Source organism: Psychrobacter sp., assembly GCF_036731945.1.
Classification (GTDB): Bacteria; Pseudomonadota; Gammaproteobacteria; order Pseudomonadales; family Moraxellaceae; genus Psychrobacter.
This window is the reverse complement of record NZ_DAINDI010000027.1, coordinates 26,420-39,010: the sequence shown is the minus strand read 5'-3', so window position 1 is coordinate 39,010 and position 12,591 is coordinate 26,420. Positions and strand designations below refer to the sequence as shown.

The 12,591-nt window shown below is 43.5% G+C and carries 10 protein-coding genes; 6 read left to right on the top strand and 4 right to left on the bottom strand.

What is annotated here, in order from left to right:
• The 3 genes from V7D75_RS07375 to mmsB all read left to right on the top strand — a co-directional run.
• Positions 1–739: enoyl-CoA hydratase (locus tag V7D75_RS07375; RefSeq protein WP_333614037.1), on the top strand; the 739-nt coding region annotated here is incomplete at its 5' end.
• 57 nt (positions 740–796) lie between these two features.
• A complete protein-coding gene (locus V7D75_RS07370) occupies positions 797–2,029 on the top strand; it encodes an enoyl-CoA hydratase/isomerase family protein (protein ID WP_333614036.1) in 1,233 nt (410 codons plus the stop codon).
• A 111-nt stretch (positions 2,030–2,140) separates the two neighbouring features.
• Complete coding sequence (gene mmsB / locus V7D75_RS07365; protein WP_333614035.1) at positions 2,141–3,115, top strand: 3-hydroxyisobutyrate dehydrogenase; 975 nt, start codon at positions 2,141–2,143, stop codon at positions 3,113–3,115.
• Positions 3,116–3,265: 150 nt separating this feature from the next.
• On the opposite strand, the gene V7D75_RS07360 is transcribed toward mmsB, so the two are convergent.
• The gene (locus V7D75_RS07360; RefSeq protein ID WP_198327852.1) at positions 3,266–4,024 is read right to left on the bottom strand and encodes an IclR family transcriptional regulator; all 759 of its coding nucleotides are present in this window, start codon (positions 4,022–4,024) and stop codon (positions 3,266–3,268) included.
• Positions 4,025–4,639: 615 nt separating this feature from the next.
• Between V7D75_RS07360 and V7D75_RS07355 the strand changes: the two genes are divergently transcribed.
• The gene (locus tag V7D75_RS07355) at positions 4,640–5,533 is read left to right on the top strand and encodes a hypothetical protein (RefSeq protein ID WP_333614034.1); all 894 of its coding nucleotides are present in this window, start codon (positions 4,640–4,642) and stop codon (positions 5,531–5,533) included.
• A 125-nt stretch (positions 5,534–5,658) separates the two neighbouring features.
• On the opposite strand, the gene V7D75_RS07350 is transcribed toward V7D75_RS07355, so the two are convergent.
• The gene (locus V7D75_RS07350; protein ID WP_333614033.1) at positions 5,659–6,456 is read right to left on the bottom strand and encodes a 4'-phosphopantetheinyl transferase family protein; all 798 of its coding nucleotides are present in this window, start codon (positions 6,454–6,456) and stop codon (positions 5,659–5,661) included.
• Between the two features lie 95 nt (positions 6,457–6,551).
• A complete protein-coding gene (gene pal / locus V7D75_RS07345) occupies positions 6,552–7,070 on the bottom strand; it encodes a peptidoglycan-associated lipoprotein Pal (RefSeq protein WP_068404186.1) in 519 nt (172 codons plus the stop codon).
• Positions 7,071–7,465: 395 nt separating this feature from the next.
• On the opposite strand from pal, the gene pepN reads away from it, so the two are divergent.
• Entirely contained in the window at positions 7,466–10,081 is a 2,616-nt protein-coding gene (gene pepN, locus V7D75_RS07340) for an aminopeptidase N (RefSeq protein ID WP_333614042.1), read from the top strand.
• Positions 10,082–10,217: 136 nt separating this feature from the next.
• Here pepN and V7D75_RS07335 read toward each other — a convergent pair whose 3' ends face one another.
• Positions 10,218–11,300 (bottom strand): 3-deoxy-7-phosphoheptulonate synthase, encoded by a 1,083-nt coding sequence (locus V7D75_RS07335; protein WP_333614032.1) that lies wholly within the window; start codon positions 11,298–11,300, stop codon positions 10,218–10,220.
• A gap of 539 nt (positions 11,301–11,839) precedes the next feature.
• Between V7D75_RS07335 and V7D75_RS07330 the strand changes: the two genes are divergently transcribed.
• Positions 11,840–12,591 (top strand): lipid-A-disaccharide synthase (locus V7D75_RS07330; protein ID WP_442968936.1); only part of this gene is annotated, 752 nt, incomplete at its 3' end.

Below are 12,591 nucleotides of genomic sequence, written 5' to 3'. Positions count from 1 at the left end.
TGCTACCGTCACTCTGAATAACCCACCAGCCCATACCTGGACGATGGACAGTCTGCCAGCGCTCAAGCAACTGGTCACTGACCTGAATGCCAATGATGATGTTTATGCCTTAATTATCCATGGCGATGGCGAAAAGTTCTTTTCAGCAGGTGCGGATTTAAATAATTTTTCAGACGGTGATAAAGGACGTGCGATAAGTATGGCTATCGCGTTTGGTGAGGCGTTCGAAGCCTTATCAGCCTATCGCGGTGTCAGTATCGCGGTCATCAACGGCTATGCGATGGGCGGTGGACTCGAGTGCGCGCTGGCCTGTGATATTCGTATCGCAGAAGCGCATGCACAGATGGCGTTACCAGAGACGGGCGTGGGCTTATTGCCCTGTGCAGGCGGTACGCAGAATCTACCTTTACTGGTTGGTGAAGGTTGGGCTAAGCGGATGATATTGTGCGGTGAGCGCGTCGATGCCGAGACCGCATTACGTATTGGCTTAGTCGAAGAAGTCACAGCAAAAGGTGGCGGTTTATTAGCGGCGCAAGCATTAGCGCAAAAAGTCGCTAAGCAATCACCTGTGGCGGTCAGTTATTCTAAACGGCTTATCCAAGCGGCAAGAAATACCCCGCCTGCCCAAAACCTTATCCATGAGCGCGAAGCTTTTGTTAAGTTATTCGACACCAACGATCAGCGCGAAGGCGTACAAGCATTCTTAGAAAAGCGCACACCCAATTGGCAAAATAAATAGCCTGTAGGCATGTCTTAATATTTACTTTACTCATTTTAATTTTGGTAGGTCTCTTTTATGACAGCAGTAACAGAAAACACAGAACAAGAAGCGCCAGTATTGTTCAGTACCGAACCGACAGAGTGTGGCCATTTGATTGGAATAATGACGTTAAATACGCCAAAGTCTCTCAATGCGCTCAGCGTTGAGATGTGTCAATTGTTAGCCGAGCAGCTAGAGCAGTGGCAAAATGACGATCAGATAGTGGCATTGGTATTAAAAGGGGCAGGTGACAAGGCGTTTTGTGCTGGCGGCGATATCCGTAAGCTCTATGACAGCATGTCCAGCAGTGCTCCGCTACCGAATCCTTATGCGACAGAGTTTTTTGGTCATGAATACCGTCTTTATCGGCAGATGCATTTTTATCCAAAGCCATTAATCCTCTGGGGTGACGGTATTATTATGGGTGGCGGTATGGGCTTGATGGCAGGTTGTAGTCATCGTTTGGTCACCGAGCGTACCCGCTTTGCCATGCCAGAAGTGACCATTGGACTGTTCCCTGACGCTTCTGGCAGTTGGTTCTTGCAGCGCATGCCAGCTAAAACAGGTTTATTTTTAGGGCTTACGGGTGCGATGTGTAACGGCAAAGATGCTTTATTAGCCAATCTTGCAGAGTATGCGGTCGCCAGTAGTGATTATGATGCCGTTATACAAGGTTTAAAACAGAGTAATTGGCAATCAGCAGCTGGTAATACCGATAAATGTCACAACGATAGCGCTCATAGTATCGTCAGTCGCGCATTAGCAGCACATCCTGTAGCGGAATTGCCTGCTAGCAAATTAGCAACCTATTGGCATCCTATCCAGCAATTGATGAACAGCGGCGGCTTAGGAGACATTGATGCACTTCTACAAAGTGATGAAGCGCTCGCAAAATTAGATACAAACTTTGCAGCAGACAGTTGGACGCAGCGCGCCGTGGTTACGTATAGACATGGTTGCCCAGTTACCGCTGCTTTGACCTATGCGCTTTATTATAAAGTGACTGATTTGTCGCTAGAGCAAGTCCTATATTTAGAGACCAATGTCGCCGTACATTGTGCCGCCAATCCTGATTTTAAAGAAGGCGTGCGTGCGCTACTGATTGATAAAGATCGCAATCCACAATGGTCACGCTCATTAGCAGAGTGTCTCAGTAGCGAAGGGCAAGCATATATTCATAGCCACTTCGTAAACCCTTATGCTAAAGGCCAGCACCCTTTAGGCGATTGGTTGGGCGAAGGCGCATTAGGTAACCAACTTGTGCGCTAAAAACTTATAGTTCAATGAAACAAATCAGGTAAAAATTAAAAAATGTAAGATTCTATAAAGCATTGTTTACATATATGTATAAATAATAAGCAATCATCAAGGAGCGATGAGATGGGTACAAAGGATTCGAATTTAAGTAATAAAGACTCAAATAATACAGCTACGACTGTTAGTACTACTGCCAAGCCAAATATTGCCTTTATTGGGCTTGGCAATATGGGCGCACCGATGGCAGAGAACTTGTTAAAGGCAGGTTACACGCTCGCTGTCTATGACTTGTCTGCGGAGGCAACCGCGCGCTTGCAGCAAGCAGGTGCCAGTGTGGCTGATAGCCCAAAAGATGCAGCAAGCAATGCACAAGTTGTCATTAGCATGTTGCCAGCGGGCAAGCACGTCCATTCTGTCTATCTAGGTGAGAATGGCGCTGATGGCCTACTAGCAGAATTATCCAAGGGTACGTTGGTCATCGATAGCAGTACCATCGCAGCAGCTGATGCAAGATTGGTGGCAGAAGCAGCAAGCAAACTTGGCATAGACTTCTTAGACGCGCCAGTCTCCGGCGGTACAGGCGGCGCCATTGCTGGCACTTTAACTTTTATTGTCGGTGGTAGCGCTGAGGCGTTTGCCAAAGCCGAACCAATACTTGTCGTTATGGGCAAAAATATATTCCATGCAGGCGAGCATGGCGCCGGACAAGTGGCAAAAATTTGCAACAACATGCTATTAGGGATTCTGATGGCGGGAACGGCAGAGGCGATTAATTTAGGGGTTAAAAATGGTCTTGACCCTAAAGTGCTCTCAGATATCATGCTACAAAGCTCGGGTCGTAACTGGACGCTAGAGGTTTATAACCCTTATCCGCACGTATTAGACAATGTACCGTCTAGCAATGGTTATCGAGGCGGCTTTATGAGTAAACTCATGCAAAAGGATCTTAACCTTGCGATGCAAACGGCTAGGGATACCGATGTTGAAACGCCGATGGGAGCCAAAGCTACTGAGCTTTATGAAGCGCATACGTTAGACAACGGCGATAAAGATTTTTCTAGTATTATGGCGCGTCATGACAGTTCGGTCTTGTCTTAAAGTACGAAACGCTTAAAATCCTTAATCAGTTTTGCATAGAGTGTTTTTCTAATTGCCATCATGTTATTAACAAAGCATAAAAAAGGTCTGCGCTAGTTTTATAACGCAGACCTTTTTACTCAGTCATATTTTTTCTTAATGTTATACACCCTAGTTTTGTAGCTCATACACCAATGCTTGAATATCATGCGCTGCTTTTTGCAAGCGCGGTACATGCTCCATTAGCTCATCTAATGACACGCGTATGGTTGGTGCGTGGATATATAGCGACGCTAGATAGCGAGATTTTTTGTCTAGCACAGGCACTGACACCGCTACCATCTCTGAGATAAATTCCTCATTATCGATACCAATGCCCGTCTCTGCGATACGATCAAGCTCGGCATTCAACGTATCAATATCGGTAATCGTATTTTTGGTAAATTTATCTAATGGTAGGCCTTGTAGTATTTTAGCGCGGCTGGTCGCAGACAACTGGCTTAGATATAACTTACCCGTAGCCGTACACCACATCGGTGATTTCGCGCCGACAGGCAGATAAATCTGTAGCGGCAGCGAGGTGTTTGCGCGATTGGTATACATCATGTCCATCTGGTAAGGAATGGCGATACCGCAAGTCTCCTTAATCTCATCAACCAATTTTTGCAAGATAATTTGCCGCTCATTAAAAAATTGACGCTGCTGCCAAAGCTCAACGCTCAAATTACGCACCCGCTTGCCAGGAATAATACCGCCGCCAATATCGACGGTCACAAACCCTTCATCGACTAAGTTTTGAATCAAGCGATGAATAGTAGGTTTTGGGATATCAAGCTCTTGCGACAGCTCAAGTGGTGAGAGGGGTTTTGACGCATAAGACACCGCTTCGATAATCTCTAACACACGGGTAATCGACGAAACTTTTGGCATAAAAATGGCTCAATAAGAATAATAAAGGTAAAGCGAAAAGTAGAAAAAAATCATTAATACGCTAATGAAAAGTCCAAAAATGCAAATACTAAAAAGACATCTATTAATAGCTCTAATTTAGCATAATAACGCACTCAAACAAGCTATCTTATTAGATATAAACGATATATTTACGTTTTTATAGTTCAGACTAATTTCCCACACTTCTGTTCTAGGTCTTATTTTGGGTAGCATTGGATACGTTAGCTCACAAACCACAACAAACTGTAGTAATAAACTCTATAACTGTAATTGAGTTAAAGGGGGAGGTAGGTCATTATACTGACATGTTTTGTAATACCTTTACATGAGCGTTAAGCGATTCAATATTCATGTTCTGACTATTCAGTTGCTTTGAGAGTATTGTGTAACAGGAAATCGAAGTTTTGCAGGTTGGTGTAGTAAATATTACAATATCTATGCAATCTTTACATAACGGCAAATAAAAAGCGCATTCATGGGGGTGACTTTTTAAGCCAAAATTGTTTTAATCTGCTCAACAAAATGGTTGTTTATAAAACAGTTAAATTATCATTTTTTTACGGGCGAGTTATTTCACACTTTAGGAGAGTATTTATGAAACTTATTAAATTAACAGCAATTTCTGCTGCTGTATTAGCATCTACTGCTGCGCTAGCAGCTGAACCAGTTATCGTTGTTGATAACAACGATGCGGTTGTATACGAAGCAGAGCCAGTTGCAGTAGCTTATGAAGCAGAGCCAGTTGCAGTAGCTTATGAAGCAGAGCCAGTTGCAGTAGCTTATGAAGCTGAGCCAGTTGCTGTTGTACAACCAGCAAACTCATATAGCGACAGAACTTTTTTCCAAACTGTGACTCATCCAGCGGCTGTCAGTGCTGAAGTTGGTACACTAGGTTATGGTGCTAATATCGGTTGGGCACTTAACGACAAAACTGAATTACAAGCTGGTTGGGCAGGTGGCGACGTTGCTGACCTATTCGGCGGTGACTTTGATGCAAACGATGTAAACTATGACGTTGATTCTGATTTTAGCAACCCGTACTTAGGCGTACAACTACGTCCTACTGGTAACTGGTTCACAATGGGCGCTGGTATCATCGTTCCTGATAACGATATCGAAGTGACTTCTAATCCTAACGGTGGCGTTTACAAGGTTGATGGTAAACAGTACAACGCAAATGACGTAGGTACTTTAAAAGGTACTCTTGATCATCGTAACAAGTTAGCTCCTTATGCTACTATCGGTTTCCGTCCTAACATCACTAACAACTTTGGTTTGTTTGGTGAAATTGGTGCCGCTTATATGGGCAAAACTAGCGCTGAAGTAAGTTCAGTTGGTGGGGCTAGCGGATTCATCAGAGATGAAAACGGTGTGGTAACAGGTGAAACTTCAGCTAGCGTTGCTCAAAAAGCAGAGAAAGAGCTAGAAGATAAAGATTGGTTAGAGTGGATGCCAATCGTTAAAGTTGGTGCAACTTACCGCTTCTAAGCTAATCGCAGTTTAACGACTATTATTAGAAGATAAGTAGCAATAAAAAACGGTCCTTTTTAGGGTCGTTTTTTTTGGTCTAAAATATAGTTTTCATTCATTTTTTTAAAAGCATTAGGAAATATTTAATAAACAATCACGGTTTGCTCATGGCGTAAAAGAGCGATACGGTAATTGCTTTTATTGTCGTTAATGGCCAGTAAGGGTGATTTGCTTGTAGCATCTTTTATTAAATCAGCAATGAGGTGGGAGTAGTCCTTTCCTAATCCTTGTGCCAACTTATACTGAAAAACCTTAATAAAACTTTCTTTTATTTGCCATAGTAGTTTGGCGATTATGTCTCTTTGCATAGGTGGTAAGGTCTGCAAGATAGCCATCTCATTAACATGGAAGAAGCGCTGCGCGACCTGCCATTTAACAGCATTTATTTCTATATCAATACCTACAGGACGATGAGCACTTATGACCACCGCGACTTTATTGTCTAAATAATCGAAAGGTTTATTTTTTTTATGATGATTAGAAATAACTTTGTTATGGGCGCCAGTATGACTAAAGCAGACGTAGTATTGACTATTGGCAAGTCGATATGGAAAGCTTGCGTCATTCAAGATATCAATCATCTCTAGCTTATTAAGCACTAATTGTAATAACAGTCGTACGCCAGTGCGCTGCTGTTGGCGCTGAAGATGAGCTATCTCGCGTTTGGATAGAGACACGGTAGGAATGCGATATTGCCATTGCATGTGACGCCATTTTTCCACGCTCGTATTTAAAAATAGACTGGGATTAAATAACAGCGGTAAATAGCTGAGTAAAACGGGATAATTTAAAAAAGAAGGCGTGATAATCTGAGCTGACGCATACCAGGTGGTAGCGTCAAGTTGCTGGTAGTGAATATCACGTAATTTTAAAATTGACATAATTTATCTGTAGAATTTGAATAGAATAAGAAAAGCCCAACAATAGATTGCTGGGCTTCTTTAAATTACGGCTGATTAACGCTTATTAAATACTATTAGTAAGACAACTCAGCACGGCGGTTTTGGGCATACGCATCTTCTGTAGTACCGGCAACAGCAGGGCGCTCTTCACCATAGCTGATGATACGGACGTTGTTTACCGCAACGCCTTGAGCGGCAAGATAATTACGTGCCGCTTGGGCACGGCGCTCGCCTAGTGCCATGTTGTACTCGCGGCTACCACGCTCATCGGTATGACCTGCAATAACGACACCAGCGTTTGGATTTGAGCTTAGGAGGCTAGCATGTTGGTTTAATACACTGGCAGCTTCTGAGGTGATTTCACTGCTATCGAAAGCAAAGTAAACCACCGCTTGTAGATTTTCTGCACCAGTGATAACGGCATTTGAATTATCAACGATAACCGCACCGTTATAACCAACTTGACCACCTGGGATACCTAGTGGGGCAACGACCACTTCTGATGTCGCACGTTTGTTAGCACAACCTGACGCAAATACGACAGCGCTTGATAATACTGCGAGGGCAGCAACTTTTGCAATACTGGTAGACATATAAGCTCCTAAAATTTTAATAACATTAGTTTTAATGGCATTTGTTGTTTTTGAACTGCTTACGGTAAAACTTAGGCAATTACTATCTATCATATACTAAATGTTACTTTATGTAAGTAGTATTACTGTAAATAGTTCGAGAGTTTACCTAAAGATATGTAGCATTCTGATTAAAACCTTTGAATTGATTTCTACCTTGACCAATTTAATTACTCATCGTACTTGAAATTTCATAGTTTAGGTCAATGTAACTATCTTAAAAACTCTGTTTATAACGAACACCGTGCTTATTAATAGGGCGCTATAAAATAATCAATTAACTGTCTAAAACGTGAATAATAATAGGAATTTCCATGTCTACTACTGAAACTGACGCACAAATTATCAATCCTGACATGCCAGATGTGCCGCCACATGCGCCAAGTAAAATTCATTTGAAAGACTATCAACCGCCAAGCTTTGCGGTCGAAACCGTTGATTTGGATATTAAGTTATTCGATGACCATGCTATTGTGGATAGTACTTTGATGATGCAGCGTCAGACTGACGGCGACTTAGTGCTGTATGGCGAAGGACTTGAGCTGTTATCTATTAAGCTCAATGATGAGCTGCTTACCAGTGAGTGCTATACGCAAATAGAGGGTAAATTAATCATTACTAATGCGCCAGCGCATAGCAAATTACAGCTACAAGTACGTATCCATCCGCATACCAATACGGCGCTTGAAGGCTTATATATCGCCGGTAGTGGTGACGATACGATGTTCGTCACTCAGTGTGAGCCTGAAGGCTTTCGCAAGATTACCTTTTATCCAGATCGTCCCGATGTACTGGCGAGGTTTACCACGCGGCTTGAAGCCGATAAGCGTTTCCCGACGCTATTGAGTAACGGTAACTTGCTCGAAGCGGGTGAAGTGTCGGATGTGCCTGAGCGTCATTATGCGATTTGGCAAGACCCGACCAACAAACCAAGTTATCTGTTTGCTTGTGTCATCGCTGATTTGGATGTATTGACTGACAGCTATACCACGAGCGAGGGACGCGAGGTGAAGCTTGAGCTCTATGCGAAATCTGAAGATATCGATAAATGTGCTGTCGGTATGCAAGCTTTAAAAGACTCGATGCAGTGGGATGAGGTCAATTATGGCCGCGCGTATGATTTAGACCGTTATATGATTGTTGCCGTCAGTCAGTTTAATATGGGCGCGATGGAAAATAAGGGTTTAAATATTTTTAACACCGCTTGTGTCTTGTCTAGTCCTGAAACGACCACAGATGCGCGCAGCTTTAGTGTCAAATCTATCATTGCTCATGAGTATTTTCATAACTGGACAGGCAATCGTATCACCTGCCGTGATTGGTTTCAGCTGTGCCTAAAAGAAGGTTTTACCGTTTATCGGGATCAATCATTTTCAGCCGATCAGCAGTCAAGTGCTGTCCAGCGTATCGACGATGTGGCAACCTTGCGCGCCCATCAATTTGCTGAAGATGCCGGACCACTAGCGCACCCTGTACGTCCTGAGAGTTTCGTTGAGATTAACAACTTTTATACTACCACCGTCTACGAAAAAGGCGCTGAAATCGTGCGTATGATTGCCAATACGCTAGGGCGTGATAACTTCCGTAAAGGTACGGACGAGTATTTCCGCCGTTATGATGGGCAAGCGGTGACGGTTGAGGACTTTTTATCGGCGCTTAGTATTACCGATAGCAAAATTGAAGACTTTATCGACTGGTATCGTCAGCCCGGTACGCCTGTGGTGTCTGGTTACCAAGATTATGACAGCGCGACGCAGACATTGACTATTACTTTGAGTCAGCAAACCCGTCAGGTTGCAGGTTTTGATGCACCAAAACCCTTGCCGATTCCTGTAGCGACCGCACTATTTGATAAAAATTCTGGTCATATCATCGCCGAGCGTATGTTGCTTCTCGATCAAGTCACACAAACCTTTACCTTTGAAAATATAATGAGCGAGCCAGTCGTATCCTTGCTACGTGATTTTAGTGCGCCCGTTCAGCTCAATTATAATTATCAAGATGAAGACTTGGCGTTTTTGCTCAAATATGAAACCAATGGTTTTAACCGCTGGCAAGTGACGCAAATGCTGGTCAATCGCATTTTACTGCAAGGTCACGGCGCGAAAAGCAGTCCTGAGATATATTTGCAAGTAGTGGCGCAGGCCTTACCTGAACTGGCTGCTAATGATGCGATGTTGGCGGCGCGTTTGCTTGATATTCCGTCAGCACATGAGCTGGCATCTGCCATTCATAAAGATTACGATCCAGAGCTGGTAAAAGCACAGCGTGAAGGCTTATATCAACAGCTGGCTTTAGCGTTAAAAGATCAATGGTCTGAGCTTTATAAACAGCTACCGATGCAGGCTTATGAAGACAGTGCGGAAGCTCGTGGCAATCGCGCTTTACGTAATGTGGTGCTTGATATGGCACTGACCGCTAACGTCGATGGCGCTACTGGATGGGCAGAGCAGCAGTATGATAACGCCAGCTGTATGACCGAGCGTTTTGGCGCGTTAAAGGCGATGGTCAATCATCAACTGGCAAATGCTGATAAGTATCTGGCGGATTTTTATCATCGTTTTGAAAATAATGATTTGGTCATCGATTTATGGTTTAGTGTGCAAGCCTCTGCTGATGCGGTTACGCCCGATACTATTAAATCCTTACTTGCGCATAACGATTTTGATTGGAATACGCCCAATCGTGTACGTTCGGTCATCAGCGCCTTTACCTCGCAGCCTACGGTGTTGTGGACACCAGAGGGTCTAGATATTTATATCGCTGTGATTAAAAAGCTGGATGACGCCAATCCGGTGTTAGCGTCACGCTTATTGCAAGTGCTGGCACGTTGGAATACTTTGGCGGAACCACGTCGTCAAATGGCGCATGAGCAGTTGCTTGAACTACAAAAGCAAGCGACTTCTAAGCATGTAATTGAAAGCTTAAACAGTGTATTAGGTACGGCAAATGAAGGTTCTGCAACTGCATAAAGAGCAGTACTTTAAAAGTTAATACTTATAAAGCAAGATTAATAAGTTAAAAAGCTCAAAAAAGCCCGTCTGATATCTAATATCAAACGGGCTTTTTTATGAATGGTTGATAAGGACTAATTCTGACCAGTCACTATTAACGATTCGGCAAAACGTCTTTAACCATATCGCGTAGATTGTGTAGAGCGCTGACGGTGCTTTCCCAATCTAGGCAACCATCGGTGATAGATTTACCGTATTCAAGCTGGCTTAAGTCAGACGTTAGCTTTTGATTGCCACCTTTTAAATGACTCTCAATCATCAAACCGATGATAGATTTATTACCATTTTTAATCTGCTCGGCAACGTTTTGAATGACCATTGGTTGCAGATAAGGGTCTTTACCTGAGTTGGCGTGGCTTGAGTCAATCATAATTTTACTATTGGTTTTGCCTTTTGCCAGCTCATTTTCAACTTGTGCAACAGCGGTTTCATCATAGTTTGGCTTACCATTACCACCGCGTAGGACTACGTGCGCGTAGGGGTTGCCTTTAGATTTGATGATAGAAACTTTGCCATCTGCTGATAAGCCGAGGAAGCTATGACCTTCTTTTACCGCTTGCATGGCATTAACCGCAACGGTCATGGTGCCATCGGTGCCGTTTTTAAAGCCAACTGGGCACGATAAACCTGAGCTCATTTCACGATGCGTTTGGCTTTCGGTGGTACGCGCGCCAATCGCTGACCAACTAATCAAATCCTGAATGTACTGCGGCGTATTTGGGTCTAATGCTTCGGTCGCGCACGGCAGACCTTTTTCATTTAAATCAAGCAGTAGCTTACGAGCGGTGCGCAGACCTTTTTCGATATCAAAGCTGTCGTTCATATCAGGGTCATTAATCATGCCTTTCCAGCCAACCGTAGTACGCGGCTTTTCAAAATAAACGCGCATCACAACGAAGATGCTGTCTTCAATCTCTTTGGCCAATACGGCTAAGCGATCGGCGTATTCGTGGGCGGCTTTAATATCGTGAATAGAGCAGGGGCCAATAACCACAAATAGACGCTTGTCTTTACCATCGAGGATATCTTGGATGGTATTGCGACCTTTTAGCACCGTGTTATAGGCGTCATTTGACAAAGGTAGCTCAGACTTTAGCTCAGCGGGTGTGATTAAAGGAATGAATTTTTCAATATTCACGTCGTCAATATCTGCATTATGAGTAGCTGGTGTTGTCATGATTATATATCGTCTAGCTGATTTATAGGGATATTCATTATGCGGACAAAAGCGCTGGTTGACAAGGGCAGTCGTACAGTTAATTGACTGCTAACTGGAATGTGGCGACCAAAACTTTGTTATACCTTATCGCTGCAACCCGTCTTAACATGCTGTCATTCATAGGTGTATAAGAATGATAAGGCAATGTAAAGCATAGGGAAAATGATGCTTTATCGCTAACCTAAGTCCAAATTTGCATTAAACACAACGTTTATAGGCAGATATAAATGAGTGATACTGAATGGATTTTGTGCACTAATTTCGCTATTTTTAGCTATTTCCAGCACTGTCACGTATGATGGCAATATAAACGACTAAGTTCGAGCATTATAGAATGCTATCAAGATGCCTTTTAATGGGCATCTTATTACGGTTAAGCTATGTTATATTTTATATAATCATTTTTATGATAGACGCATTTTATCTTTTGTTTCATTTAACTGTGCTACTCAAATGGCACCAATTAAATTGTACCACTTTAATATTGAGAGCTTATCATGACAGATCCTGCTACGCCTCACCAACCTGCTGATACAACGCCAGCACCGGATGCTTATGGTGCTTTTGATAAATTGCCTGAGGTTACAAGCTCGCCACTGGTGATAGGGATTGTCGCCGGGGAAGTGTCAGGCGACAGTTTGGGTGCAGATTTTATGCAGCAGATGAATAATCTGCGTGATGATATTATTTGGGTTGGGGTTGGCGGCGCAAAGATGCAAGCGCAAGGGCTACAAAGTATTTTTCCGTTATCGCGCTTAGCTGTGATGGGTCTGGTCGAAGTGGTGTCGCAGTTACCGGATTTACTCAAAGCACGTCAAGAGCTGCTGACGGCATTTAAAGCCGCAAGCATTGATTGGTTTATTGGCATTGATGCGCCTGATTTTAACCTCAGAGTGGCCAAGAAATTAAAGCCGCAAGGGGTGTTTTGCGTGCAGTATGTCAGCCCTTCTATTTGGGCGTGGCGTGAGTCGCGTATTCATAATATTATGGCAGCGACCAATTTGGTTCTGTGCCTATTTCCATTTGAGCTACCCGTCTACGAGCGTTATAACCATCCCGCGATTTGCGTCGGTCATCCGCTACTACGAACCATTGATCAGACCTTACTTGAGACGCCCATCAATCAGCGCCGTAGCGAATTGGTCTGGCATAATGATGGCTTGCAGCAGTTTTTTATCGACCGCTTTGATGAGGTCAGTCAGCTTATTTGCGTCATGCCCGGCTCTAGACGTGGTGAGATAACGGCTAT